Origin of the sequence: Jiangella sp. DSM 45060 (assembly GCF_900105175.1) — a bacterium.
Taxonomy (GTDB): Bacteria; Actinomycetota; Actinomycetes; order Jiangellales; family Jiangellaceae; genus Jiangella.
Genome location: NZ_LT629771.1, coordinates 6,953,445 through 6,978,541, shown reverse-complemented (window position 1 = coordinate 6,978,541; position 25,097 = coordinate 6,953,445). Strand labels below are relative to the sequence as shown.

Annotated in this window: 23 protein-coding genes; 15 read left to right on the top strand and 8 right to left on the bottom strand. The window is 73.9% G+C overall.

What is annotated here, in order from left to right:
• Positions 1-622: 622 nt before the first annotated feature.
• Positions 623-1,432, top strand: a complete 810-nt coding sequence (locus BLU82_RS35865) for an HAD family phosphatase (RefSeq protein ID WP_231947630.1) — start codon at positions 623-625, stop codon at positions 1,430-1,432.
• Between the two features lie 180 nt (positions 1,433-1,612).
• Here BLU82_RS35865 and BLU82_RS31575 read toward each other — a convergent pair whose 3' ends face one another.
• Positions 1,613-2,065 carry a hypothetical protein gene (locus BLU82_RS31575; protein WP_092624778.1) on the bottom strand — a complete coding sequence of 151 codons (453 nt, stop codon included), beginning with the start codon at positions 2,063-2,065 and terminating at the stop codon, positions 1,613-1,615.
• Positions 2,066-2,165: 100 nt separating this feature from the next.
• Here BLU82_RS31575 and BLU82_RS31570 point away from each other — a divergent pair, with 100 nt between their 5' ends.
• Entirely contained in the window at positions 2,166-3,077 is a 912-nt protein-coding gene (locus BLU82_RS31570) for a hypothetical protein (protein WP_092624777.1), read from the top strand.
• Between the two features lie 363 nt (positions 3,078-3,440).
• Here the strand turns inward: BLU82_RS31570 and BLU82_RS31565 are convergent, their stop codons facing one another.
• Positions 3,441-4,175: a hypothetical protein gene (locus BLU82_RS31565; RefSeq protein ID WP_092624776.1), complete on the bottom strand. Its 735-nt coding sequence runs from the start codon at positions 4,173-4,175 to the stop codon at positions 3,441-3,443.
• Between the two features lie 64 nt (positions 4,176-4,239).
• Here BLU82_RS31565 and BLU82_RS31560 point away from each other — a divergent pair, with 64 nt between their 5' ends.
• The 4 genes from BLU82_RS31560 (at position 4,240) to BLU82_RS31545 (ending at position 8,656) form a co-directional block, all read left to right on the top strand.
• Complete coding sequence (locus BLU82_RS31560) at positions 4,240-4,818, top strand: helix-turn-helix domain-containing protein (protein WP_069110032.1); 579 nt, start codon at positions 4,240-4,242, stop codon at positions 4,816-4,818.
• Entirely contained in the window at positions 4,815-5,696 is an 882-nt protein-coding gene (locus BLU82_RS31555; protein ID WP_092624775.1) for an SRPBCC family protein, read from the top strand. Before BLU82_RS31560 ends, BLU82_RS31555 begins: the two co-directional genes overlap by 4 nt.
• Positions 5,693-7,150 (top strand): MFS transporter, encoded by a 1,458-nt coding sequence (locus tag BLU82_RS31550; RefSeq protein WP_092624774.1) that lies wholly within the window; start codon positions 5,693-5,695, stop codon positions 7,148-7,150. The genes BLU82_RS31555 and BLU82_RS31550 overlap by 4 nt, the downstream gene beginning before the upstream one ends.
• A 504-nt stretch (positions 7,151-7,654) precedes the next feature.
• Positions 7,655-8,656, top strand: coding sequence for a phosphotransferase (locus tag BLU82_RS31545; protein ID WP_092624773.1), 1,002 nt, complete (start codon positions 7,655-7,657; stop codon positions 8,654-8,656).
• Positions 8,657-8,684: 28 nt separating this feature from the next.
• Here the strand turns inward: BLU82_RS31545 and BLU82_RS31540 are convergent, their stop codons facing one another.
• The 3 genes from BLU82_RS31540 to BLU82_RS31530 form a co-directional block, all read right to left on the bottom strand.
• Positions 8,685-9,572 (bottom strand): oxidoreductase, encoded by an 888-nt coding sequence (locus BLU82_RS31540; protein WP_092624772.1) that lies wholly within the window; start codon positions 9,570-9,572, stop codon positions 8,685-8,687.
• 78 nt (positions 9,573-9,650) lie between these two features.
• Positions 9,651-10,292: a DUF1707 domain-containing protein gene (locus tag BLU82_RS31535; protein ID WP_092624771.1), complete on the bottom strand. Its 642-nt coding sequence runs from the start codon at positions 10,290-10,292 to the stop codon at positions 9,651-9,653.
• Complete coding sequence (locus BLU82_RS31530; protein ID WP_092626621.1) at positions 10,289-10,888, bottom strand: PadR family transcriptional regulator; 600 nt, start codon at positions 10,886-10,888, stop codon at positions 10,289-10,291. The genes BLU82_RS31535 and BLU82_RS31530 overlap by 4 nt, the downstream gene beginning before the upstream one ends.
• A gap of 98 nt (positions 10,889-10,986) precedes the next feature.
• On the opposite strand from BLU82_RS31530, the gene BLU82_RS31525 reads away from it, so the two are divergent.
• The 4 genes from BLU82_RS31525 to BLU82_RS31510 all read left to right on the top strand — a co-directional run bounded on the left by BLU82_RS31525 (position 10,987) and on the right by BLU82_RS31510 (position 15,378).
• Complete coding sequence (locus BLU82_RS31525) at positions 10,987-11,712, top strand: class I SAM-dependent methyltransferase (RefSeq protein WP_370246252.1); 726 nt, start codon at positions 10,987-10,989, stop codon at positions 11,710-11,712.
• 663 nt (positions 11,713-12,375) lie between these two features.
• Positions 12,376-13,494, top strand: coding sequence for an iron ABC transporter permease (locus BLU82_RS31520; RefSeq protein ID WP_092624770.1), 1,119 nt, complete (start codon positions 12,376-12,378; stop codon positions 13,492-13,494).
• Positions 13,491-14,579, top strand: a complete 1,089-nt coding sequence (locus BLU82_RS31515) for an iron chelate uptake ABC transporter family permease subunit (protein ID WP_231947628.1) — start codon at positions 13,491-13,493, stop codon at positions 14,577-14,579. The genes BLU82_RS31520 and BLU82_RS31515 overlap by 4 nt, the downstream gene beginning before the upstream one ends.
• Positions 14,572-15,378, top strand: a complete 807-nt coding sequence (locus tag BLU82_RS31510) for an ABC transporter ATP-binding protein (RefSeq protein WP_069110038.1) — start codon at positions 14,572-14,574, stop codon at positions 15,376-15,378. The genes BLU82_RS31515 and BLU82_RS31510 overlap by 8 nt, the downstream gene beginning before the upstream one ends.
• On the opposite strand, the gene BLU82_RS31505 is transcribed toward BLU82_RS31510, so the two are convergent.
• The gene (locus tag BLU82_RS31505; RefSeq protein ID WP_092624769.1) at positions 15,365-16,399 is read right to left on the bottom strand and encodes a LysR family transcriptional regulator; all 1,035 of its coding nucleotides are present in this window, start codon (positions 16,397-16,399) and stop codon (positions 15,365-15,367) included. The two genes, BLU82_RS31510 and BLU82_RS31505, sit on opposite strands and share 14 nt — an antisense overlap.
• A 74-nt stretch (positions 16,400-16,473) precedes the next feature.
• Here BLU82_RS31505 and BLU82_RS31500 point away from each other — a divergent pair, with 74 nt between their 5' ends.
• From BLU82_RS31500 to BLU82_RS31480, 5 genes are all read left to right on the top strand, one after another.
• Positions 16,474-17,511 (top strand): threonine/serine dehydratase, encoded by a 1,038-nt coding sequence (locus tag BLU82_RS31500; protein ID WP_092626615.1) that lies wholly within the window; start codon positions 16,474-16,476, stop codon positions 17,509-17,511.
• Positions 17,512-17,891: 380 nt separating this feature from the next.
• The gene (locus BLU82_RS31495; RefSeq protein ID WP_092624768.1) at positions 17,892-19,073 is read left to right on the top strand and encodes a sensor histidine kinase; all 1,182 of its coding nucleotides are present in this window, start codon (positions 17,892-17,894) and stop codon (positions 19,071-19,073) included.
• A 50-nt stretch (positions 19,074-19,123) separates the two neighbouring features.
• The gene (locus BLU82_RS31490) at positions 19,124-19,858 is read left to right on the top strand and encodes a LytTR family DNA-binding domain-containing protein (RefSeq protein WP_092624767.1); all 735 of its coding nucleotides are present in this window, start codon (positions 19,124-19,126) and stop codon (positions 19,856-19,858) included.
• Positions 19,859-19,862: 4 nt separating this feature from the next.
• Positions 19,863-20,225, top strand: a complete 363-nt coding sequence (locus BLU82_RS31485) for a hypothetical protein (protein WP_092624766.1) — start codon at positions 19,863-19,865, stop codon at positions 20,223-20,225.
• Positions 20,222-21,949, top strand: coding sequence for a cation acetate symporter (locus BLU82_RS31480; protein ID WP_092624765.1), 1,728 nt, complete (start codon positions 20,222-20,224; stop codon positions 21,947-21,949). Before BLU82_RS31485 ends, BLU82_RS31480 begins: the two co-directional genes overlap by 4 nt.
• Here BLU82_RS31480 and BLU82_RS31475 read toward each other — a convergent pair whose 3' ends face one another.
• The gene (locus BLU82_RS31475; RefSeq protein WP_172885744.1) at positions 21,950-24,328 is read right to left on the bottom strand and encodes an ABC transporter permease; all 2,379 of its coding nucleotides are present in this window, start codon (positions 24,326-24,328) and stop codon (positions 21,950-21,952) included.
• Complete coding sequence (locus tag BLU82_RS31470) at positions 24,325-25,017, bottom strand: ABC transporter ATP-binding protein (RefSeq protein ID WP_092624764.1); 693 nt, start codon at positions 25,015-25,017, stop codon at positions 24,325-24,327. The genes BLU82_RS31475 and BLU82_RS31470 overlap by 4 nt, the downstream gene beginning before the upstream one ends.
• Between the last annotated feature and the right edge of the window lie 80 nt (positions 25,018-25,097).

The window sequence follows — 25,097 nt, the reverse complement described above, 5'->3', positions numbered from 1 at the left end:
GCGGTCAACGGTGGGCAGCGGGCAGCGGCCAACGGTGCGGCGCTCAAGCGGTCGGCGGCCGTCAGCGGTCCCCGGTGAACAGCGGTCAACGGTGGGCAGCGGGCAGCGGCCAACGGTGCGGCACTCGGGCGGTCGACGGAACGGCTCGACAGCTGCGGAGCGATGCGGGCGGACGCACGGGCCGACCCCTCGGATCGACGCTCGGCCCGGCCGCGGCTCGCCGGCGGCACCCGTCGCGGCCACCGCGGAGCCCGATCCCGCGGAGCCCGATCCCGCGGAGCCCGACCCCGCGGAGCCCGACCCCGCGGAGCCCGACCCCGCAGCGCCCAACCCAGCCGCCAGCCGAGTATCGCAGCGAACCGGAAACGGTCCCCCGTCGCCCAGCACCACCGATGAACCGGTACCGGACAAAAAGACACGGCCCCTGCCGGGTGGGAGGCAGGAGCCGTGCGGACCCGGCCAGGGGGGCGGGCCGGGTCAAAAGGCGGCGGGGGGGTGCCGCCAGAACGCATCGTCCCCAACGGCGGCTGGGGCCAAACCAACGCGACGACTTTTAATCCGGCGCCCGCCACGGAGCCGCCTGGGCAGCGGCCCCGGGCACTCCTGGATATCCTCGTTACTCGTGGACAACGACGACCGCCCTGCGACCGCGGCGTTCTTCGACCTCGATAAGACGATCATCGCGAAGTCGAGCACGCTGGCCTTCTCCAAGAGCTTCTACCAGGGCGGTCTGATCAACCGTCGAGCTGTGCTGCGCAGCGCGTACGCCCAGTTCGTCTATCTGGTGGGTGGCGCCGACCACGACCAGATGGAGCGCATGCGCGAGTACCTCTCGGGCCTGGTCACCGGCTGGGACGTACAGGTGGTGAAGGACATCGTGGCGGAGACGCTGCACACGATCGTCGACCCGATCGTGTACGACGAGGCGGTCACGCTGATCGAGGAGCACCACCTGGCCGGCCGCGAGGTCGTCGTGGTGTCGTCGAGCGGCGCGGAGGTGGTCGAGCCGATCGGCGACATGCTGGGGGCCGACCGCGTCATCGCGACCCGCATGGTCGTGGGCGACGACGGCAAGTACACCGGCGAGATCGACTACTACGCGTACGGCGACAACAAGGCCGAGGCGATCCGCGAGCTGGCCAAGGACAAGGGCTACGACCTCGGCCGCAGCTACGCGTACACGGACTCAGCGACCGATCTGCCGATGCTGGAGGCGGTCGGCCACCCGTACGCCGTCAACCCCGACCGCGCGCTGCGCCGGTCCGCCGCCGACAACGGCTGGCCGGTGCTGGTGTTCTCGAAGCCGGTCGCGCTGCGCCAGCGGGCGTCGATCCGCGACGCGCCGAAGCCGGCCATCGCGGCGGCGGCGATCAGTGCGGGGGCGGCGGCCGCGGGGCTGGCCTGGTACGCCGTCCGGCGGCGCCGCTCCTGAGACCTCTGGATTGACGGGATCGGCTGGGAGCTTGCTGCCCCTCGAGCGAGACGACAGCCGTGCGACCGTCCTCCGTGGCCGCGGCGTCCCGACCGGGTCCTCAGCGTGCCGGACCTCCAGGCAACGGACGCACCAGGGAACGGACGTGCACCACGGCCGCAAGTTCGCCGCACCCACCCCTCACCCGCCGACTTCGCGGCCCTTCTCGCGGTAGTACGCCGCCTCGTCGTCGCGGCCGAGTTCGTAGAGGACCTCGCTGAGCCGGGCCATGGCGGGACCGTGGCCGGCGTCGGCGGCACGGCGGTAGAACCGTTCCGCGGAGTCGAACTCCTGCCGCTCCACGTAGGAGTCGGCAAGGAACATCCAGTTGGAGATGTTGCCGGCGGACGGGTCGTTGACCTGCGCGGAGTCGACCGTCTGGTCCGTACCGACCACCGGCTGCTGGGCCAGTGCCCGCGACCCGACCACGAGCGCCGCGGAGACGACTCCACAGACCGCGAGGATCGTCGCCGACGCGGCTGTGGAGATCTCGACGTCCATGGCGATCGCCACGATCAGGGCAGCGAGCAGCACTACGACGCCGGCCAGTACGAACCACATGACGTATCTGAGCCGGTTCCCCCGGTTCACCATGGTTTCCGATCATGGCCTCGATGAGCAGACCTCGCAAACGGAACGAACCGTGACCGCCGTGTGATGTCCCGACGAGCAGGTAGCGGGCCACAATCGATCCATGGAGACCGACGACGAGCGCGACGTGCCACTTGAGCTGGGCACCGTCGGTCCGACGTCCGTCGACGACGCCACGGAAACGGACCGCCCGACGCCGCGGTGGAAGCTGTGGGGCGGGCTCGGCGCGGCGCTGATCGTCGGCGCCGTCGTGGGCATCGTGGCGAACAACGCGCGCAACGACGCCGCCGAGTACGCCGAGGTCGACCTCGTCCGCGGCTCTGTGGACACCGAGTACGGCTCGCCGCTGTCGTCGAACTCGCAGCGTCTGTACGTCAACCTGATCAACACCGGCCCGCGTGAGCTGGAGATCCTCTCCGTCGACGTCGAGGGATTCAGGTCGCTGGACGACCCCGACGCCGGGTCCGTCACCGCGGCGCCGGGCGAGTGGGTCCGCGTCGGCGCGATCGTCGAGGCCGACTGCGGCACCCGTCCGCCCGGAACGCTGCAGGTCCGCGTCCGCACCGCCTCCGGCGAGCAGACGGTCGTCGTGACCGGGCAGCCCGGCGACGACCAGCTGATCTGGGCCTGGCAGGGCGGCTGCGAAACGGCCGGCGGCACCGGCGTCCTGGTCGGCGAGACCCGGACCGTCTCGGCCGACGCGAGCGGCGCGCACATCGTCCTGCCGGTGTCCAACAGCAGCGAGGAGCCGCTCACCGTCACGGCGATGGAGACCACGACCCCCGGCTTCACGATGACCACCGATCCGCTGCCGATCGACATCGGCGCCGGAGAGACGGTGCAGGTCGAAACCGCGTGGACGGTGACCGACTGCGACCGCGCCGCCCAGTTCGCGGAGGCGACCGTCGCCGTCAACATCCACAACGACACCATGGACACCCGCGTCTCGCAGCCACTGGGGAATCCGACCCTGATCGAGCTCGTTCGCCTGGCCGTCAGGGTCTGCGAAACGTAAAGATCTACTCGTTGCCCTTTCGCTCCGCCCCCGTGATGTCCTAGAAACAAAGTACGGACCGCAAGGTCCATAGCACGGCGGAGGGAACCCACGCGGCGATCCACCCATGTACGGGCAGTCGTTCCCGGGTATGCCGGGGCGACGGACGAGATGCACGCACTGGTAACCCGTCTCAGCCGTGTCAGCGGCGGCGCCCTACCTCACGCGGGGCGCCGCTCGCATGTGCGTGACGCCGCCCCGCCCGGGCCGAAGCCGGCCCGGAACGCCTGACGCCGCCCCGCCAGCCTGACGCCGCCCCGAGTCCGGCGCTGCCCCGCCCGGCCCGACGTCGCCAAGGCCGCGCCACCGCCGCCACCACCCAGCTCAGCCCGTTTCGGACACCGCAGTCCGCACCCGTTCGGCCAGCGTGAGCCCCACCTCGGCGCCCCGCGCATAGGCGTCGGCACACTGACGGATCCAGGCGCCGACGCCGTCGGGCGCGCCGCTCGCGTAGGCCTGGGCCACCGGCTCGTACGCCCGCTCCAGCGCGCGATGCCCGGCCTCGGGCACGCTGACGGCCTTGGTGTCGACGCCCAGTGAGACCAGGACGACGCGTTCGGCGGCGCGCGCGACCACGCCGTCCGCGACACCGAACGGACGCAGCGCGAGCAGCTCGCCGTGCACCAGCGCCGCCACCACGACGCCGGGCGCCTCCGTCGGCGCCGTGGCGAGCCGCAGCAGCTGGTCCAGCCGTGCCGCGTCGACGCTCGCGCGCGGCCGGCCCAGCTGCGACGCGTCGGTGACGAGATCGCGCGCCGCCAGCATGTGCAGCCGCGCCAGCGCCTGCCGCGGCGACCGTCCCCACACCTGCGCGAGCTCGGGCACCTCGGCCGTGACCCGCAGCGCACCCTGCAGCACCGGATCGTCGACGGCGTCGGGATCGCCGCCGTCGAGCGCGGCCGACGCCTGGGCACCGTGCAGCGCCGACAGCGCCGCCACCCGTCCGGCGTCGCGGCGCATGACGGGATGCCGGAGCAGGGCGTCGACGGAGCTGCGCGCCTGCGCGGCCGCCGCGCCGATGCCGGTGAGGGTGAGCACCCCTGCGAGCGGATCGTCCATGCCGTCAGCCTAGCCAGAAAAGTCCATTGACAAAAATCTGCTTTACATACAAGAATCTCTTCACATGAAGGATGTGCTGTACCTCGACGAGGTCGACAGAGCCGAAGCGCTGATGAAGCCGCAGCGCGTGGAAGTGCTGCGTCAGCTCGCCGAGCCGCACTCGTGCACCGAGGTCGCGAAGGCGCTCGGCCAGACGCCGCAGTGGGTCTACTACCACGTGAAGCGCCTGGTCGACGCCGGCCTGGCCACGCGCGTCAGCGAGCGCCGGGTACGCGGCATCAACGAGGGCGTGTACCAGGCGACGGCGCGGTCGTACTGGTTGTCGCCGCGGCTGGTCGGCCGGCTCGGGCCGCGCCGCAGCCGCGACGCGCTCAGCCTCGGCTACCTGCTCGACCTCATGGAGGACGTGCAGGACGACGTCGCCACCATCGCCGGCCTCGCAGGTAGCCCGGCCGCGCCGGAACTGCCGTCCATCGGCGTGTCCGGCGAGATCCGGGTCCGCCCGGAACGGCGCCAGGAGTTCCTCGCCGACCTCCAGTCCACCCTTCAGGACCTCTTCACCCGCTACGGCGGCGCCGAGGGCGACGAGTTCCGCCTCGCGGTCGCGCTGTACCCACGCCTCGTCAAGGAGAACCCACGATGACCCCGCCCACCCTGCTGCGCGCCCGCGCGCAGGCCCCGCTGGCCACGGTGCACCGCGCGCTCACCGACGCCGACGCCATGCGCGTCTGGCTGGCCGAGCACGCCGACGTCGACCTCGCGCGACAGCGGTACGTGTTCTGGGGCCGCTACACCCCCGACGGCGTCGACCCTCGGCAGCGCCTCGTCCATCTCGACGACACCACCATCCGGTTCATCTGGCCGCTCGGCGGTGAGGACACGACGACGGAGATCTCGCTCGCCGAGGACGGGCCCGACGCCACGCTCATCACGCTCACGCAGAGCCACGTGCCGCCGTGGAGCGTCGCCGTGGCCGAGACGCACGTCCGCGGCATGCTCCCGACGTTCTGGGAACTGTCCATCGCCAACCTCGTCGACTACGTCGAGGGCCGCGAACTCACCCCGAAGTGCGACTTCACCACGCTGCGCATGCGCGGCGAGGTGACCATCGGCGCGGCCCCCGGCGAGGTCTACGACTCGCTGATCGATCCCGAGAGGTACCGGCGGTGGTTCGGCGCCAACGTCGACATCGAAGCGCGCGTCGGCGGCCGGTTCGCGATGGGCAGCTTCGACCTCGACGACGAGCCGGCGATCATCGTCGAGCTGGAACCCGAGCGCAAGGTGGTGCTCGAGTGGCCGTCGCTGGTCGCCACCTGGGAGCTCGAGGGCACCGACGGCGGCACCCGGCTGACGTTCGTGAACAGCGGCTTCGACGAGGAGCGCCCGCCGTACGGCGGCTGGCTCGGCTGGCTCGGCGGCGTCGCGTCGCTCAGGCGCTACCACGAGGTGCGTCACGACATCATCTGGGTCGACGTCCGTCTGCCCGGTCTCCCCGACGGCATGCTGGCGACCGAGCCATGACCACCACCGACGTCGCGCCGCGGGCCGGACGCCGCGAGTACGCCGGCCTGGCCGTCCTCACACTGCCCACCACGCTCGTCTCGCTGGACATGAGCGTGCTGTACCTCGCGCTGCCGCATCTCGGCGCCGACCTCGGCGCCAGCAGCCTGCAGCAGTTGTGGATCACCGACGTGTACGGGTTCATGGTCGCCGGGCTGCTGATCACGATGGGCACCATCGGCGACCGCATCGGCCGGCGCCGGCTGCTGCTCATCGGCGCCGCCGCGTTCACCGTCGCGTCGGTGGTGGCCGCCTACTCCACCAGCGCCGAGATGCTCATCGTCAGCCGCGCGCTCCTGGGTGTCGCGGGCGCGACCCTGATGCCGTCGACGCTGACCCTGATCAGCACGATGTTCCGCGACCCACGCCAGCACGGCATGGCCATCGCCATCTGGATGGCCTGCTTCATGGGCGGTCTGGCGCTCGGCCCCATCATCGGCGGCGTGCTGCTCGAGCACTTCTGGTGGGGCTCGGTGTTCCTGCTCGGCGTGCCGGTCATGCTGCTGCTCCTGGCCACGGGGCCTGCGGTGTTGCCCGAGTACCGCAACCCGGCCGGCGGGCGGCTCGACCCAGCCAGCGTCGTGCTCTGCCTGGGGACGGTGCTGCCGCTGGTCTACGGGCTGAAGGAGATCTCCCGCGACGGCGTCAGGGTGCTGCCCGCGGTGGCGGTCCTCGTCGGCCTGCTGGCCGGGCGCTCGTTCGTCCGGCGGCAGCGGCGACTGGCCGAGCCGATGCTCGACCTCCGGTTGTTCGGCAACCGGACGTTCACCGCCGGGCTGACCATCTCGACGATCGCCGGCGTCATGGCCGGCAGCCAGCTGTTCGTCTATCTGTACCTCCAGTTGGTGGCCGGGTTGTCGCCGCTCGACGCCGCGCTGTGGCTGCTGCCATCGGCGCTGGTGACGATCGTCAGCCTGCAGGTCGCGCCGCTGCTGGCCCGACGGTTCGCACCGGCGCGGGTCATGGCCGCCGGGCTGGTCCTCGTCGCCGCGGGATACGTCCTGCTCACGCGGGTCGACGGATCCGGTTCGCTCGGGCTGCTGATCACCGGCCTCGTGGTGACGGCGGTCGGCATCGGGCCGATGGCCGGGCTCAGCATGGGGCTGGCGCTCGGCTCCGTCCGGCCCGAGCAGGCCGGCTCCGCGGCGGCCATGTCCGAGACCGCGGGCGAGTTCGGCATCGCCGCCGGGGTCGCCGTCATGGGGGTCATCGGCACCGCGATCTACCGCCACGGCGCCGACGCCGACCAACTGCCCGCCCCTGGCGTCGGCCTCGCCGCCGGAGTGCGCGACGCGCTGGCCGGCGCCCTGAACGGCACGGCCACCGTGAGCGCGGCGATCGCCGTCGGCCTCGGCGTCCTGGCGCTGGCCGGTCTGCGCCACGTTCGTCCGGTCGGCGCCCAGGAGCCGACATGACAGCCCGTCCGGCTCCGGCGTTTCCGGTCCGCCGATCCAGCACGGTGCCCCGCCGTCCCGGTGCCCACAGTCCCGGAGCCCACAGTCCCGAGCTCGCAGCCCGCACTCCCGCAGCCCGTGGTCTCGCAGCCAGTGGTCCCGCAGCCCCGCAGTCCCGGAGCCCCGCAGCCCGGAACCCGTGGTCCCTCAGCCCCGGAGCCGCGAAGCCCCGGAGCCCACAGTCCGCAGCCCCGGAGCCGCGCAGCCCCGGAGCCCACAGTCCGCAGCCCCGCAGCCCGTGGTCCCGAAGCCCCGGTGCCCACAGTCCGCAGTCCCGGTGGCCGCAGTCCCCGTGCCCGTGGTTTCGGTGCGCGGATCCAGGCGATTCGGCGGCCGCATGAGTGCGCGTCAGCATGGGCCAAGCGGCCCGGCAACGCGTGCCGGGACGACCTGCGCCCACACGAGGCGCCGGCACGAGGCGAGCGGCCGGGCGGTCCGGATCATCCGCGCCGGGGCAGCGGCCGGATGACCACCGCGACGTGGTCGTCCGCAGCCTGGCTGGCGGAGGCGACCGGTTGGCTCGACGACCGGCTCGCCGACGCGGGGTGGGTCCGCACCGGTCCGGTGAGCCAGCCGCATCTGCGCCCGTGGGGCACCGTCCTCACGGCGTCGACCGACCGTGGCCAGGTCTGGCTCAAGGCGCCGGGCCTTGAGACGGCGTTCGAGGTGCCGTTGTATGGGCTGCTGGCGCGAGTCGCGCCCGACAGCGTGCTGGTGCCGATCGCCGCCGACGTCGAGCACCGCCGGCTGCTGCTCCCCGACGGCGGTGCGCCGCTGGGCGACGGACTGGCGGCCGGGGATCTTCCGGACGCGCTGGCGACCGTCGTGCCGCAGTACGCCGAGCTACAGCGCGCCCTCGCCGCCCACGTCGACGACCTCTTCGAGTTCGGCCTGGCCGACATGCGGCCGGCTGCGCTGCCCGAGCGGCTGGACGAGGCCGTCGAGGCGATCGGTCACTACCTCGGCCGGCACGCCTCCGACGACGACCGCGCCACCCTGCGCCGGGTCGCCGCTGCCCGGCCGGCGGTGGTGGAGTGGTGCGACCGGCTGACGGACGGAGTCGCGCCGGCCAGCATCGACCACAACGACCTACACGTCTGGAACATCCTGACGACGCCGTCGGGCCGGCCCCGCTTCTACGACTGGGGCGACGCCGTCGTGGCGCACCCGTTCGCCAGCATGCTGGTGACGCTCGGCTTCCTGCGCTCCGAACTCCACCTCGCCGACGACGACCCGCGGCTGCTGCGGGTGCGCGACGCCTACCTCGCGGGGTTCGCCGAGCTGGGCTCGCGGACGGCGCTGGTGACGGAGCTGGAGCTGGCCTGCCGGGTCGGTTCGATCGCGCGGTCGTTGGTGTGGCTCCGCGCGGTCCGGGCCGAGGGCTTCGAGCAGGCCGGCGCGTTCGCCCGGGCGCCGCTGGAGACGCTGGCCGCGCTCCTGGCGGCGTCGCCGTTCGACCTCGGCTGACGCAGCGACCCCGCCCACCAGACCAGCCTCACGTGACGGCCCCGGCCGGTCCGAGGCGGTAGCTCACGCCCGTCAGTTCCTCGGACCGCGCCCACAACCAAGCCGCACGCTCGACGTCGCGCGACCGCCGGCTCGTCCCGACGGTCGCCGGGAAGCCGTGGCGCTGCAGGAATCCGTCCGGCCCGATACAGACGCCACCGCGGACATCGGGCGCGGCGGCGGCGTAGAGGACGGGCAGGGCGCCCATCTCGGGACGCTGCGCGGGTCCGCCGGCCAGCAGTCGGCCCTGCAGCGACGTGTCGCGGCGCTGGCCCTCCGTGGCGGCGACGCCCGGGTGCGCCGCCACGGACACCGTCCGCCGGCCCGCCGCGGCCAACCGCCGGTGCAGCTCGTACGAGAACAGCAGGTTGGCCAGCTTCGACTGCGCATAGGCCAGCCAGCGCTGGTACCGGCGGCGCTCCCACTGGAGGTCGTCGCCGACCCGGCCGAGCACGTGCAACCCGCTGGACACCGTCACGACGCGCTCACGCACGCGACCTGCGAGCAGGCCGGTCAGCGCGAACGGCCCGAGGTGGTTGACGCCGAGGTGCGTCTCGAAGCCGTCCGCCGTCGCGCCGCGCGGCACGGCCATGACCCCGGCATTGTTGATCAGGACGTCGACGTCGCGGTCGAGGCCGTCCGCGAAGGCCCGCACCGACGACAGATCGCCGAGGTCGAGCCGACGCACCTCGACGGTGCCCCCGATGCCGGCGGCCACGGCCCGCGCCTTGTCGACGTCGCGGCAGGCCATGATCACCGTCGCGCCGGCGCCGGCGAGCACCCGCGTCATTTCGGCGCCCAGTCCGCTGCTGGCGCCGGTGACGATGACCGTGCGCCCACGCTGGTCAGATAGGTCTCCTGCGGTCCATCCACTCATGTCGCGCCTCCTCCGGCGCCGGAGCCGCCGACCGGGCCGCCGTGATCTCAGGGCGGCGCCGGTCAGGACAACGAACGGCTAGTGGCTCGACGCCCAGCCACCGCGGGGTTGCGGCCCCCAGCCGGGACGGGCCGGCGGCCAGTCGCGCCGCTCGGCGGACCGGTCCTCGCGACCCGGCGACGCCCAGCCCCGTCGGCCCGAACCGTCCCAACCACGTTGGCTCGAACCGTCCCAGCCGCGCCGACTCGGACCGTCCCAGCGACCGGGCGGTCCCCAGCCGGGAGGTCCCCAGCCGGACCGTGGGCCGCCGCCGTCGTGGCGGTGCCAGTGGCGGCGCCGACCAGGCGGCCCGCCGAACAGGAACAGCAGGCCGAACACGAACAACAGCCACGGCGCCGTCCAGACGATGAGGAACAGCAGCCCGCCGAACGCCATCATCGCCACGGGCGCGAGGAGCAGCAGTCGCGGCAGCGACCTTGGCCCGCGCGCCCACGGAGCACGCGCCCGCGGTTCCGGCGAGAAGCCCGCTTGGACGGCGACCGGCTGCGGCAGGTCGGTGAAGAGCTCGTCGAGGTCGTCGGCGTACCGCGCCGCCCAGGCACGGCCGGACCGCTCGTCGAACTCGTCCTTGCTGAGCCGGCCCGCGGCGAAGTGCTCACCGAGGGCCGACACGGCGGCGTCGCGCTCGGCGTCGCCGACCCGGAAGGCCGGCCCGCTCATCGGGGGCCACCTTCCGGGTCGTCGCCGTCGGCGAGGATGCCGTACAGCTTGCGGCGGGTGTCGGCCAGCACCTCGCGGGCGCGGGCCTGCTGGTCAGGGCTGCCGGTGGCCATGATCTGCCACAGCGCCTGCGCCGTCTGCCCGACGAGCGGACGCAGACCGGCGGCGTCGTCGTCCTCGGCGTTGGCCGACATCGACTCCCACGGCGCGTTGACCTCGGCCGCGTGCTCCTGGACGTACGTCTCGCCATCGGACGTCAGCCGGAACGTGCGCCGGCCGCTCGCCTCGTCGGCCTCGATGAGCCCCTCGTCCTCGAGCTGCTGCAGCGTCGGGTAGATCGAGCCGGGGCTCGGCTTCCACGCGCCGCCGCTGCGCTCGGCGATCTCCTGGATCATCTGGTAGCCGTTCATCGGCCGGTCGGCCAGCACCCCCAGGATCGCCGCGCGGATGTCGCCACGGCGCGCCTTCGGGCCTCGTCGTGCCCACGGCGGCCCGCCCCACGGGCCGCCGCCCCACGGCGGTCCGCCCCAGGAGCCACGGCCCCCTCCGAACATGTCCCACGGCCCGAAGCCGTGTCCTCCGCGTCGTCCGTGCATCGTTCTTCACCTACTCTTCCATCGAACGGTCGCGATACTCAGACGATATATCGCGATTGTTCGAGTGGCAACCCCTCAGGCGGGGTTACGCTCACGAGGTGACGACCGACGAGTTCCATCTGCGCGCCAGCTCCTTCGGCGGGGTCGCCGACGTCTACGAACGCGCCCGGCCCGGTTACCCCGACGACGCCGTGCGCTGGCTGACCGGCGGGCGGCCGGTCCGGGTCCTCGACCTCGGCGCCGGGACGGGCAAGCTGACCAGGTCGCTCGTCGCCGCCGGTCACCAGGTCGTCGCGGTCGACCCGTCCGAGCCGATGCTCACCCAGCTACGGACGGCGCTCCCCGACGTCGACGCGCGGGCCGGGACGGCGGAGCGGCTGCCGCTGGACGACGCATCCGTCGACGTCGTGACGGCGGGCCAGGCGTACCACTGGTTCGACCCGGCGACGGCGCTGCCCGAGATCGCGCGCGTGCTGCGTCCGGGCGGGCGGCTCGGACTGGTGTGGAACCTGCGCGACGACTCCATCGGCTGGGTGGACGAGCTGTGGTCGATGTTCGGCGACCACGAGGGCCGGCGCGCCGACGACCCCCAGGTCGTCCCGCCGTTCGGGCCGGTCGAGCAGCGGACGTTCGGGCACGAGCAGCGGCTGGACCGCGACGGCCTGCTCGGCCTCATCGCGTCGCGCTCGTACGTGGCGATCCTCGCGGCGCCCGAGCGGGACGCGCTGCTGGCCCGGGTCGGCGCACTCTACGACCGCGTCGCCGCCCCCGGCGGCGTCGTGCTGCCGTACCGGACGCACTGCTACCGCTCGACCCGCGGCTGACGGAGTTCGCGGCGCGGCCGCACCCGGCAGCCGGCGCCGGGGCAGCCGGGCCAGCGGTGCACGGGAGCCGAGCAAGTTGCGCCGTGGTAGGCATGACCCTCCCGGCCCGGGTGGGGCCCACCCTACGGGCGGGCACCGACAACGCAGCGCAATGGCGCACAGCCGGACCGGCCACCGCCGGCGACCGGGGCCAGCGCCAGACCGCCAGCCAGACCAGCCGCATCCCGCCGCGCCGGCGCCGACCAGCCACCGCATCCGCCCACCTAGCCAGCGCCAGGCCGCCACACCCCGGCAGCCGGACCGGCCGCATCCCGCCGCGCCGCCGCCGACCAGCCACCGCATCCGGCGACCGGGCCAGCGCCAGACCCCCACACCCGACAGCCGCGCCAGCGGTGCACGGGAGCCCAACGAGCCGCGCCGCGGTAGGCATGACCCTCCCGGCCCGGGTGGGGCCCACCCTACGGGCGGGCACTGACAACGCACCGCAAAGCCGCACAGCCGGACCGAGCGCCCGGGCCAGCGCCGGACGGCCCCACCCCGCCGCCACACCAACGTGCGACCGGCTGGGCACCCGCCACACCCGCCGACCGAACCCAGCCGCCGCGCCGGTGTCGGACGGGGGTGGATTCGCGCAGTTGGGGTAGGTAAGGCTAGCCTCTGCTCATGCCCGCTCCCGCCGTCGACCGGCCCCCCGAGCCGTCCGGCAGCGCATCCGGCGCCGCAACCGGCACGAGCACCGCCGTCACGAGCGACGACGCGGCGAGGGCGGCCGCCGGGCTGGTGCGCACGACCCGCGGCCGGCTGCTGTGGCTGGGCGTCTGCGCGGCCGTGCTGGCCGTGACCTGCCTGGCCAGCATCGCGATCGGCGCGAAATACATCCCGCTGGACGAGGTCGTGCGCGCACTGTTCGACTCTGGCGACGCGAACAACCAGGTCATCGTCGGGGACATGCGGGTCAACCGGACGCTGCTCGGCGTGATCTGCGGCATCGCGCTCGGCCTGGCCGGCGCGCTCATGCAGGCGCTCACTCGCAACCCGCTGGCCGACCCCGGGATCCTGGGCGTCAACGCCGGCGCCGCGTTCGCCGTGGTGCTCGGGGTGACGCTGTTCGGGTCGATGAGCCTGTACGGCTACATCTGGTTCGCGTTCGGCGGCGCGGCGCTGGCCAGCGTCGTCGTCTATGCGCTGGCGTCGCTCGGACGGGGTCAGGCGTCGCCGGTGCGACTGGCGCTGTCGGGCATCGCGCTGGCGGCGGTGCTGCTCGGGTTCACCCAGGCGATGGTGATCATGGATCCGGAGGTGCTCGACGTCTATCGGTTCTGGCAGGTCGGGTCGCTGGCCGGGCGCGACGTCGAGACCGTCGGGTCGGTGCTGCCGTTCATCGTGGTCGGGGTACTGCTCGCGCTGGGGCTGGCCCGGACGCTGGACGCGATGGCGCTCGGCGACGACACCGCCGCGGCGCTCGGGGTGAACGTGCTGCTGGCCCGCGTCGTCGGCGTGCTGGCGGTGACGCTGCTGTGCGGCGCGGCGACGGCGGCGATGGGCCCGGTCGCGTTCGTCGGGCTGATCGTGCCGCACATCGTGCGCGCGTTCACCGGACCCGACCAGCGCTGGATCCTCCCGTTCTGCCTGGTCGTCTCGCCGATCCTGCTGCTGGCGTCCGACATCGTGGGCCGGGTGGTGCTGTCGACGGGCGAGCTGCAGGTCGGCATCGTCACGACGGTCATCGGCGGACCGGTGCTGATCGCGCTCGTGCGCCGCAAGCGGATGGTGGCGTCGTGACGGCCCCGACGACGGCCCGGCGGTTCACCGTCGCACCGACCGACCTGTCGCCCACCGACCACGTGCTGCGCGGACCGCGCGAGCTGTCCGTCCGGTTCGACCGCCGCGTCGTGCTGATGTGCGGGCTGCTCGTCGCGGTGCTGGTCGCGGTGTTCCTGACGTCGCTGGCGGTCGGCGACTTCACGATCTCGCCCGGCGACGTGGTCAGGACGCTGTTCGGGAACCCGCCGGACCCGCTGGCCGACTTCATCGTCAACGGCCGCCGGCTGCCGCGGGTGCTGGTCGCGTTCCTGGTCGGCGGCGCGCTGGGCGCGTCCGGCGCGGTGTTCCAGAGCCTGTCGCGCAACCCGCTGGGCAGCCCGGACGTCATCGGCTTCACGTCCGGCGCGTCGGCCGGCGCGGTGTTCGTGATCCTGGTGACGGGCGGCAGCATGCTGCAGGTCGCGGGTGGCGCCGTCATCGGCGGACTGGCCACCGCGATCGCCGTCTACCTGCTGGCCTACAAGCGCGGCGTCCAGGGCTTCCGGCTGATCCTCGTCGGCATCGCGGCCGGCGCCATGCTCACGTCGGCGGTCCACTACATGCTGATGCGCGCGGAGCTGATCCAGGCGGCCAGCGCGCAGGTCTGGCTCACCGGGTCGCTCAACACCCGCGCCTGGGACCACGTCATCGCCGTCGGCATCGGCGTCGCACTGGTCGCGCCGCTGCTCGCCGTCCTGTCGCGGCCGATGCGGCTGATCGAGATGGGTGACGAGGCCGCGACGGGCCTCGGCGTCAACGCGGAGCGGACCCGGATCGGCATGCTGTTCGCCGCGACGGTGCTCGCGGCGATCGCCGTCGCGGCGGCCGGCCCGATCGCGTTCATCGCGCTGTCGGCGCCGCACCTGGCCCGCCGGCTGACCGGGGCGTCCGGCGCGGCGACCGGCGCGGCGGCGCTGATGGGCGCGGCGCTGCTGGGCGCCAGCGACCTCGTCGCCCAGTGGGTGCTGCCGACGCCGCTGCCGGTCGGCGTGGTGACGGTGTGTATCGGCGGTCTGTACCTCGTCTGGCTCCTCGCGCGGGAAGGGCGGCGCAACCATGTCTGAACCCCGGCTGCACGGGAACGACCTCACGCTCGCATACGACGAGCGGGTCATCTCCCGCGAGCTGTCCGTGTCGATCCCGGACGGGTCGTTCACGGTGATCGTCGGGCCGAACGCGTGTGGCAAGTCGACTCTGCTGCGCGCGCTGGCCCGCATGCTCAAGCCGTCGGCCGGCGCCGTGCACCTGGACGGCCAGCTGATCACCCAGTACTCGACGAAGGAGGCGGCGCGCCGGCTCGGGCTGCTGCCGCAGTCGTCGATCGCGCCCGAGGGCATCACCGTCGCCGATCTCGTGTCGCGCGGCCGGTACCCGCACCAGCGGCTGTTCCGCCAGTGGTCCGGCGCCGACACCGAGGCGGTCGCGGACGCGATGGCGAACACCGGCATCACCGACCTGCGGCACCGCCGGGTGGACGAGCTGTCCGGCGGGCAGCGGCAGCGGGTCTGGCTGGCGATGGTGCTGGCGCAGCAGACGCCGATCCTGCTGCTGGACGAGCCGACGACCTTCCTCGACATCGCGCACCAGATCGAGGTGCTCGACCTCTGCCACGACCTGCACGTGTCGCACGGCCGCACGCTGGTCGCCGTCCTGCACGACCTCAACCACGCCTGCCGCTACGCGACCCACCTGATCGCGATGCGCGACGGCGAGATCGTCGCCGAGGGCGCGCCGTCGGCCATCGTCGACGAGACGCTGGTGCGTGACGTGTTCGGGCTGGCCTGCCGCATCATCGACGACCCCGAGACCGGGACGCCGCTGGTCATCCCGGCCGCGAAGCAGCCGGTCGTCACCACCGCGTGAACTCGGCGGCCGCCTCGCGCAGCGCCGTCCGGAACGCCTGGACGGGCAGCGGGGCGGGCGAGCGGCCGTAGGTCGCGACGGCGACGGTGCGGCCGTCGCCGGGCAGCGGGTCGGCCCGGACGCCGGGGTGACGGTTCGCCGCCAGCGCCAGCCCGGGCAGCGTGCTCACGCCGAGGCCGGCCGCGACCAGCGCCTGGACCGCCACGTAGTCGTCGGTCTCGAACGCGATGGCGGGCGTGAACCCGGCACGCTCGCAGGACCCGACGAGGTGCTCGCGGCACCGTTCGCAGCCGGCGATCCAGCGGGCGCCGGCGAACGCGGCAAGTCCGCTGGCGGGCGCGGCACGTCCGCTGGCGGGCGCGGCGCGCGTGAGTCTGTCGGTGCCCGCCCGTAGGGTGGGCACCCTCCCAGCCGGGCGGGGACCGAACTCCGCGTCGCCGACGCGCGCGTCACCCGCCAGAGCGCCACCGGCAGGCACGTCACCGGCGGGCGCGTCATCGGCGGGCGTCACGAGGTAGAGCGGTTCTGTGAGCAGCGGCTCGACGGTGACGCCGCGCTCCTCCAGCGGGCCGTGCGCGAAGACGACCGCGACGTCGACGGCGCCGGTGCGCAGCGCCGTCAGTGCGGCCGGCGGCTCGGCCTCGGTGAGCGCCAGCTCGACGTCCGGATGGGCGGCCGCGAACCGCGCCGCGGCCGTCGGGACCAGCGTGGCCAGCGCCGACGGGAACGCGGCCAGCCGGACCCGGCCGGTGCGCAAGCCGGCGTGCGCCGACAGCTCCGTCTCGGCCGCCTCGACCTGGCCCAAGATCTCCTCGGCCCGCCGCGCCAGCAGCTCGCCGGCCTCGGTGAGCCGCACCCCGCGACCGGCCCGCTGCGTCAGCGGCAGCCCCACCTCCGCCTCGAGCCGGGCGAGATGGTGGCTGACGGAGGGCTGCGCGTAGTGCAGCGCGTCGGCGGCGGCCGTGACCGACCCCTCGCGGGCGACCGCGACCAGCACCCGCAGCCGGGTGAGATCCAGCATGCATAGACAGTATCGATGGAAACCCAGAAAGCCGGCATTGGACCTATGAGCGGCCGCGAGCGACGGTGGACGACATGGAGCCACCCACCCTCGCCGACGTCCTCGACGCCCAGCGGCTGCTCGCCGCGCACCTGCCGCCGACACCCACGTGGAACTACCCGGCGCTGGACGCGACGGCCGGCGCGACGGTGTTCGTCAAGCACGAGAACGCCCAGCCGACCGGAGCGTTCAAGGTGCGCGGTGGGATCACGCTGCTGTCGCGGCTGGACCCGGTGGTGCGCCGCCGCGGCGTCGTCGGGTACTCGACCGGCAACCACGCACAGTCGCTGGCGTACGCGGCGCAGTTGTTCGGCGTCCCGTGCACCATCGTCATGCCGGAGCACCCCAACCCGGCCAAGGCCGATGCCGTCCGGCGGCTCGGCGCGGAACTGGTCGAGCACGGCGCGACCTTCGACGACGCCGCGCCGCACGCCCGGGCCCTGGCGGACGAGCGCGGGATGCGGCTGGTCAGCGCGGCGAACGAGCCGGACATCATCGCCGGGGTCGCGACGGCGTACGCCGAGCTGTTCGCGCAGCAGCCGCACCTGGACGCCGTCGTCGTCCCGGTCGGGAGTGGCAGCGGCGCGGCGGCGGCCTGCCTGGTCGCGGCCGCGCTGGCACCCGGGTGCGAGGTGATCGCGATGCAGGCGGCGGACTCGCCGGCGGCGCACGACTCCTGGCGCGACGGCGAGCTGCGGCAACGGCCGAACCGGACCGCCGTCGAGGGCCTTGCGACCGGATCGGGCTTCGCGCTGCCGCAGCGGGTGATGCGAGAGCGGCTGGCCGACTTCGTGCTGGTCGACGACGACCAGATCGCCGCGGCGCAGTGGTGCCTCATGTGCGACGCGCACACGCTGGCCGAGGGCGCCGGGGCGGCCGCGCTCGCGGCGGTGCTGGCCGATCCGGACCGGTTCGCCGGCCGCCGGGTCGCCGTCGTCTGCACCGGCGGCAACGCCAGCGAGGCGGAGATCCGGCGCAGCGCCGGGCTCGGCGACGCGGCCGCAGGGCGCGCGACGGTCACCGATGTCGCGGCGGCGCGCTCGCGAGCCGACGTTGTCGGTGCCCGCCCGTAGGGTGGGCCCCACCCGGGCCGGGAGGGGTCGACCTACCACGTCACGCGAGCGCGGCGTCTCGTGAGCGAGGCGTCACGCGAGCGAGGCGGCGGCCGCCGAGCGGCCCGGGGAGGTCGTCGCGGCCCAGTAGGGTCCGGTGCATGGAGCAGCCGGTCATCGTCGTCGCCGTCACCGATGTCGCGGCGGCGCGTTCGCGAGCCGACGTTGTCGGTGCCCGCCCGTAGGGTGGGCCCCACCCGGGCCGGGAGGGGTGGACCTACCACGTCACGCGAGCGCGGCGTCACGCGAGCGCGGCGTCACGCGAGCGAGGCGTCACGCGAGCGAGGCGGCGGCCGCCGAGCGGCCCGGGGAGATCTCCGCGGCCCAGTAGGGTCCGGTGCATGGAGCAGCCGGTCATCGTCGTCGCCGTCGCGGTCGTCGCGGTGTCGCTGGCGGCCGTGCTGCTCACGCGGCTGGTCCGGTCGCGGCTGGTGCTGGGCACCACCGAGGACCAGACGACGTACCGCATCCTGCACACGACGAGCCTCGCCTCACCGGAACTGCGGGCCGGGCTGACCGCGGGCGCCGACAAGGCCGTCCGGCACCTGCGCGAACTGCTGGCCACGCCGGCCATGGCGCTCACCGACGGCGACGACGTCGTGACGTGGGACGGCGTCGGCGCGAACCAGCACGTGCATGACGTCCGGCGGCACGCGGCCCGCGCGCTCGATGGCAACACCGACGTCCTCGGCCCGCCCGCGGTCGAGTGCGACCGCGTCGACTGCCCCGTCCGGCACGCCGTCGCCGCCGCGCTGACGACGGACGAGCGGGTGGCCGGCGCGCTGATCGCGTACACGTCGGCACGCCCCTCCGCCGGCCTCGTCCGCGCCGTCGAGGAGGTCGCCCGGTTCGTGTCCGGTCAGCTGGAGCTGGCCGAGTTCGACCGCGAACGGGCCAAGCTGGCCGAGGCGGAGATCCGGGCGCTGCGGGCGCAGATCTCGCCGCACTTCATCTACAACGCGCTCGGCGCCATCGCGTCGTACGTCCGCACCGACCCCGAGCATGCGCGCGAGCTGCTGCTGGAGTTCGCCGACTTCACGCGGTACTCGTTCCGGCGGCACGGCGACTTCACCACGCTGGCCGAGGAGCTGCGCTCGATCGAGCGGTACCTGACGCTGGAGAAGGCGCGGTTCGGCGACCGGCTGTCGGTGACGCTGCGGGTCGCGCCCGAGGTGCTGCCCGTCGCCGTCCCGTTCCTGTGCCTGCAGCCGCTGGTCGAGAACGCCGTCAGGCACGGGCTGGAGGGCCGGGCCGACCCCGGCCACATCACGATCATCGCCGAGGACGCCGGCAACGAGGCCCTGATCAGCATCGACGACGACGGCGTCGGCATGGACCCCGAGCTGGCCCGCGGCCTGCTCAGCGGCGACGCCGGCGACCGGGTCGGCCTCGGCAACGTCGACGAGCGGCTGCGGGCCGTCTTCGGCGACGAATACGGCCTGGTCATCGAGACCGCGCACGGCGCCGGGACGAAGGTCAGTCTGCGGGTGCCCAAGTACCGTCCCGGCGTGCACGCGACGTGACGCCGCACGACGCTGGCCTCGAACGGGCGGCGGGCACTAGCCTCGCCGCCATGCTCAGCGTTCTGGCGGTCGACGACGAGCCACCGGCGCTGGCCGAGCTCGCCTACCTGCTGGAGCAGAACGAGCACGTCGGCCAGGTGCTGACGGCCGGTGACGGGGCGGCGGCGCTGCGCCTGCTCGAGCAGCAGCACGTCGACACCGTCTTCCTCGACATCCGGATGCCCGGCCTGTCCGGCCTCGACCTCGCCCGCGTGCTGGCCCGGTTCCGCCGTCCGCCCGCCGTCGTGTTCGTCACGGCCTACGATGACCACGCTGTCACCGCGTTCGACCTCAATGCCGTCGACTACGTGATGAAGCCGTACCGGCGCGAGCGGCTGTTCGAGGCGATCCGGAGGGCGACGGACGCGGTGAGCGACGCGCGGGCGGCCGGCGACTCCAGGTACGACGAGACCATCTCCGTCGAGCTGGGCGGCGTCACCCGGTTCATCCGGCGCAGCGAGGTCGCCTACGTCAGCGCGCAGGGCGACTACGCGCGGCTGCACACCGCCGACGGCGGCAGCCACCTGCTGCGGATGCCGCTCGCGACGCTCGAGGACCGCTGGGCGCCGGCCGGGTTCGTCCGCATCCACCGCAGCTACCTGGTCGCGCTGACGTCCATCGAGGAGCTGCGCGCCGACGCCGGGCGGTACACCGTCGTCATCGGCGAGACCACGCTGCCGGTGAGCCGGCGGCACACCCGCGAGCTGCGCGACCGCCTGGTCCGGCGGGCCGGCGGGACCCGGTGACGCCGTGACGGAGCGCGTCACCGTCACCGGGCCGCGGCGCCGCCGGCCACCCGCCCGCCGTCGCGCCGTCACCGCGGAGATCGACGCGCAAACACAGCTCGGCGAGGTGTACATGCGGGCGCTGCTGCGCGCCCAGCTGCGGCTCAGCCTGGCCGTCGCCGGCGTCGTGCTGGGGCTGCTGGCGACGCTGCCATTGCTGTTCGCCGTCGCGCCGCGGGTCAGCGCGATCGAGCTGGCCGGCGTGCCGCTGCCGTGGCTGGTGCTCGGCGGGCTGATCTATCCTGCGTTGGTCGCGGCGGCCTGGTTCTACGTCCGCGCCGCCGAACGGGTCGAGCGCGACTTCGGCGACATGGTGAACCGCCGGTGAGCACCACCGTCGGCATCGTCGCGGTCGCCCTGACCGCGGTCGCGACCGTCCTGATCGGCATGTACGGCGTCCGCGCCGCCCGCACGACCAGCGACTTCTACGTCGCGTCCCGGACCGTGACGCCGTGGTGGAACGCGTCGGCGATCGGCGGCGAGTACCTGTCGGCCGCGTCGTTCCTGGGCGTGGCCGGGCTGGTGCTGGCGTACGGGACGGACATGCTGTGGTTCCCGGTCGGCTACACCGCGGGGTACCTCATGCTGCTGGTGCTGGTGGCGGCGCCGCTGCGGCGATCCGGCGCGTACACGCTGCCCGACTTCGCCGAGGCGCGGCTGGAGTCGGCGGCGGCGCGGCGGGTGGCCAGCATCCTCGTCGTCACCATCGGCTGGCTGTACCTGCTGCCGCAGTTCCAGGCCGCCGGGCTGACGCTGCGCACCGTCACCGGGGCGCCGCAGTGGGCCGGCCCCGTCGTCGTCGCGCTGGTCGTGCTGGTGAGCGTGCTCGGCGGCGGCATGCGCAGCATCACGTTCGTCCAGGCGTTCCAGTACTGGCTGAAGCTGACCGCGCTGCTGGTGCCGGTGATCTTCCTGCTGCTGGTGTGGGCCGGCGACGGACGGCCGGAGCTGGCGGCGCCCGGCGAGCCGGTGTTCGAGGAGGCGACGTCGGTCGAGGTGACGATCGACGTGACGGTGGACGTGCCGTCGCGGGTCGCGGTCGTCGCGGACGGGGCGCCGCTGGTGCTGGAGCCCGGAGAGCACGACATCGAGGCCGGGACGGTCCTGGACTTCCCGGCCGGCGCGCCGATCCCGCACGCGTCGTCGCTGACGCCGATGACCGGCGAGGCGTGGGCGCTGCCGCTGACCTCGGGCGGCGACCATCCGCTGTACGCGACGTACTCGCTGATCGTCGCGCTGTTCTTCGGCACGATGGGGCTGCCGCACGTGCTGGTGCGGTTCTACACCAACCCCGATGGACGGGCCGCTCGGCGGACGACGCTGGCGGTGCTCGGGCTGCTGGGCGTGTTCTACGTGCTGCCCGGGCTGTACGGAGCGCTGGGCCGACTGTACACGCCGGAGCTGCTGCTCACCGGCCGGACGGACGCCGTCGTGCTGGTGCTGCCCGGGCGGCTGATCGACGGTGCGGCCGGCGAGGCGCTGTCGATGCTCGTGACGGCGGGCGCGTTCGCGGCGTTCCTGTCGACGTCGTCGGGGCTGACGGTCTCGGTGGCCGGCGTGCTGTCGCAGGACCTGCTGCACGGGCGGGTCCGCAACCCCGTCACCGGGTTCCGGCTGGGCGCGTTCCTGGCGCTGCTGGTGCCGATCGGGCTCGCGCTGACCAGCCCGTTCCTCGGGATCGCCGACGTGGTCGGCCTCGCCTTCGCCGTCGCGGCGTCGTCGTTCTGCCCGCTGCTGCTGCTCGGCATCTGGTGGCGGCGGTTGACCTGGCCGGGCGCCGTGGCGGGCCTGCTCGTGGGCGGTGGCGCCTCCACCGTCGCCGTCGTCGTGACGATCCTCGGCGGGCCGCAGTCCGGGTGGATCGGGGCCCTCCTCGCCCAACCGGCCGCCTGGACGATGCCGCTCGCCTTCCTCGTGATGATCGCCGTCTCCCTGGCGACGCGGCAGCACATGGCGCCGGGCGTGAACCGCACCATGGTCCGCCTGCACACCCCCGAGAACCTCGATCTCAACCGCGGCGACTGGGATCCCGAGGACCGCTGGCGCACCTGATCACTCGGTTCGCAGCGCGGTCGCCGTGCGCGTACGGGCGGCCCAGCCGGCGGGTGGGAGCGAGCCGGCGATCGCGACCAGCACACCGGCGACGCCGAGGGCGATCAGCAGGCCCGGACCGTACACGTCCGTCACCACCTCGGGGAGCCGGAGGCCGGCGCTGTCGCCCATGGCGGGCATGACCACGGCGTGCAGGGCGTACCCGAGCGCGACACCGATCGCGGCGCCCAGGACGCCGGGCAGCACGACCGACGCGAGCACCAGCGTGATGGTCTGGCGCGGCGCCATGCCGAGCGTCTTGTGGATGCCGAGCTCACGAACCCGGTCGCGGATGTCGAGCAGGACGCCGTTGAGGACGCCCAGCACCGCAACGGTGACGAGCAGCAGCGACAGCATCGCGGCCAGCGCGTTCAGCGTGGCGGTGACGGTGCTCTCCTGCTCCTCGCTGCCCGGCACGGCCGCGAAGCCGAGCGGCTCGAGCTCCGCGGTGACGGCGTCGAGGTAGGCGCCGACGTCGGTTCCGTCCGTCACGGCCACGCGGTAGTCGAACGGGGCGAGCGGCCGGCCCGCGTCGGCGAACGTGGCCGCGTCGGCGAACACCGTCTTGCCGCCGTCGGTCGTGTCGAACACCTCGCCGACGATCCGCGCCGGGATCGCGACGCCCTCGTGGTTCAGCGTGATGGTGTCGCCGACGGCGGCACCGCTCGCCGTGAGCAACGGCGTCGGGAGGACCACCTCGCCGGCCCCCTCGAGCCACCGGCCGGAGACCATCTCGTAGCCGCCCCACGACGCGTCGCCGGCGAACGCCTCGACCGGCACCGCGCCGGTCAGCCCGGACACCGTCACCTCGGCCCGCGCCGTGCTGTAGTACGCGGCCGTCTCCGGCTGGGCCTCGATGACGGCGGCGACGGAGGCATGGTCGGGGGTCGCGCCGCCCTCCGGCGCGGGCCCCGGCCCCATCATGATCGGCTGGACCCGCACGTCGGCGCTGTCGTTGGCCGTCGCGGCCAGCACCTCGCTCAGCGACGAGCTCAGCCCGACGGTGAAGGTGATGGCCGTGGCGCCGAACGCGACGCTGGCCAGCATCGCGACGGCACGTGCCGGCCGCGCGAACGGGCGGACCAGGCCGAGGCTGAGCGGCCGCGGCACCGGCAGCCGGGCGCCCAGGCGGGCGGCGCCGAGTCCCCGACCGGCGGCCGGCGTGCGCCCGACCGTGAGCGCGTCGACGGTGCGCAGCCGGCCGGCCCGCCACGCGGCGGCCAGCGCGGTGACGGCCACGACCAGCAGGATCGCGGCGGACGCGGCGACGTTCACCCACCAGGCGACGGCCAGCCCGGAGGCGCCGTACGCGGTCTCCGTCTGGTCCAGGATCGGCACCGCGAGCAGGTTGCCGGCGACGACGCCGAGCACCGTGCCGACGACGGCGGGCACGAGCGCCTGCACGACGTAGGCGCGCACGACCTGCGACGGGGTGAAGCCCAGCGACTTGAGGATGCCGATGCGGCGCGCGCCGGAGCCGACGGCGCTCGCGATCACGTTGCCGACGATCAACACCGACATGAGCAGGCCGATCAGGCCGAAGGCGGCGAGGAACGGCACGAACAGCGCCGTCTCGCGGGTCAGGTCCTCGCGCACGGCGAGCCACGACTGCGACCCGGTCAGCGCCTCGGCGTCGACGGCGGCGGCGACGGCGTCCCGGCCCGCGGCCACGTCCGCCGCGGTCTCGGCGTCGGCGAACCGGTAGAGCATCTGGTAGGCGACGTCGGAATCGGGCGCTGTCAAGGCCTCGACCGCCGCCGGCGTCGTCCACGCCTCCGCCGTCCGGGTCGCCGAGCGGGCCTTGCCGACGACCGTCAGCGTCGGGCTGCCGGGCGCTTCGGCGAAGGTGAGCGTCGAGCCGAGCGGCTCGGGCCGGTCGGCAGCGACGACGATCTCGTCCGCGGCGTCCGCCCACTCCCCCTCGGTCAGCGCGAGCTCGTCGACGTCGCCGCCGGGGTCATCGCGGCCGACGACCGTGATCGGCCCGGTCGTCCCGCCGCCGGGGCCGCCCGGCGCCTCGCCAGGTTCCTCGTCGGCCGGCAGTTCGATCGTCGGTGCGCTCGACACCTCCGGGAACGGCCCGGCCGTCGCGGTCACGCCGTCGGCCGTACCGCTGGCCGACAGGTCCGCGGTGCTCACCACGCCGCCGTCGAACTGCGCCGACAGGTGCGCGCCGTCGTACCGGCCGAACGCGTCGTCGAACGGGTCGTCGGACGCGACCAGCAGCGACCCGCCCAGGATCGTCGCCGTCACCGCCATCGTCGTCGCCAACGTGATCACGACGGTCTGCACCCGGCGCCGTCCGACGCCGGAGCGCACCACCGTGCCCAGCCCGCTCACCGGACCGGCTCCGCCCTGGCGTCGGAGACGACCCGCCCGTCCACCAGCTCGACCGTGCGGCTCGTGCAGGCCCGGGCCAGCCGGACGTCATGCGTGACGACGACGATCGTCTGCCCGTCGGCGTTCAGGTCCGCGAGCAGCCCGATGACGTCCTCACCCGACGCGGTGTCCAGGGCGCCGGTCGGCTCGTCGGCGAGCAGCAGCGGCGGCCGGTTCATCAGCGCCCGGGCGACCGCGACGCGCTGCCGCTCGCCGCCGGACAGCCGGCCCGGATAGGCGTCGGCGTGCCGGTCGATCCCGAGCGTCTCGAGCAACTCGCCGGCCCGGCGCCGGGCCTCCCGCCGGGGCATGCCGGCGAGCTGTGCCGGCAGCACGACGTTCTCGGTCACGGTGAGGTCGTCGAGCAGGTTGAAGAACTGGAAGATCATCCCGAGCGTGCCGCGCCGGTAGCGTGCGGACGCGGTCTCGCCCAGGGAGTCGACGCGCACGCCGTTCACCGTCACGGTGCCGGAGTCCGGGCGATCCAGCCCGGCGACCAGGTTGAGCAGCGTCGATTTGCCGCTGCCGGACGGTCCCAGGATCGCGACCGCCTCCCCCGGGACGACGGTGAGCGTCACGTCGTCCAGGGCCGGTGGGCCCTCGTCGTAGCGGCGGGTGACGGCGCGTACGGCGATCATCGGTTCGGTCATGGTCGGTTCCCTTCGGGTCCGCCGGGTGGCCTGCTCGACGCTAGGAGTGCGCCGGCGCCGTCCGCGTCTGCCGCGGGAGC

Bases quoted from the DNA above. Each gene is read 5' to 3' on its own strand.
- BLU82_RS31575 (WP_092624778.1), bottom strand. From the start codon at position 2,065: ATGGTGAACCGGGGGAACCGGCTCAGATACGTCATGTGGTTCGTACTG.
- BLU82_RS31570 (WP_092624777.1), top strand. From the start codon at position 2,166: ATGGAGACCGACGACGAGCGCGACGTGCCACTTGAGCTGGGCACCGTC.
- BLU82_RS31565 (WP_092624776.1), bottom strand. From the start codon at position 4,175: ATGGACGATCCGCTCGCAGGGGTGCTCACCCTCACCGGCATCGGCGCG.
- BLU82_RS31560 (WP_069110032.1), top strand. From the start codon at position 4,240: ATGAAGGATGTGCTGTACCTCGACGAGGTCGACAGAGCCGAAGCGCTG.
- BLU82_RS31555 (WP_092624775.1), top strand. From the start codon at position 4,815: ATGACCCCGCCCACCCTGCTGCGCGCCCGCGCGCAGGCCCCGCTGGCC.
- BLU82_RS31550 (WP_092624774.1), top strand. From the start codon at position 5,693: ATGACCACCACCGACGTCGCGCCGCGGGCCGGACGCCGCGAGTACGCC.
- BLU82_RS31545 (WP_092624773.1), top strand. From the start codon at position 7,655: ATGACCACCGCGACGTGGTCGTCCGCAGCCTGGCTGGCGGAGGCGACC.
- BLU82_RS31540 (WP_092624772.1), bottom strand. From the start codon at position 9,572: ATGAGTGGATGGACCGCAGGAGACCTATCTGACCAGCGTGGGCGCACG.
- BLU82_RS31535 (WP_092624771.1), bottom strand. From the start codon at position 10,292: ATGAGCGGGCCGGCCTTCCGGGTCGGCGACGCCGAGCGCGACGCCGCC.
- BLU82_RS31530 (WP_092626621.1), bottom strand. From the start codon at position 10,888: ATGCACGGACGACGCGGAGGACACGGCTTCGGGCCGTGGGACATGTTC.
- BLU82_RS31520 (WP_092624770.1), top strand. From the start codon at position 12,376: ATGCCCGCTCCCGCCGTCGACCGGCCCCCCGAGCCGTCCGGCAGCGCA.
- BLU82_RS31510 (WP_069110038.1), top strand. From the start codon at position 14,572: ATGTCTGAACCCCGGCTGCACGGGAACGACCTCACGCTCGCATACGAC.
- BLU82_RS31505 (WP_092624769.1), bottom strand. From the start codon at position 16,399: ATGCTGGATCTCACCCGGCTGCGGGTGCTGGTCGCGGTCGCCCGCGAG.
- BLU82_RS31500 (WP_092626615.1), top strand. From the start codon at position 16,474: ATGGAGCCACCCACCCTCGCCGACGTCCTCGACGCCCAGCGGCTGCTC.
- BLU82_RS31495 (WP_092624768.1), top strand. From the start codon at position 17,892: ATGGAGCAGCCGGTCATCGTCGTCGCCGTCGCGGTCGTCGCGGTGTCG.
- BLU82_RS31490 (WP_092624767.1), top strand. From the start codon at position 19,124: ATGCTCAGCGTTCTGGCGGTCGACGACGAGCCACCGGCGCTGGCCGAG.
- BLU82_RS31470 (WP_092624764.1), bottom strand. From the start codon at position 25,017: ATGACCGAACCGATGATCGCCGTACGCGCCGTCACCCGCCGCTACGAC.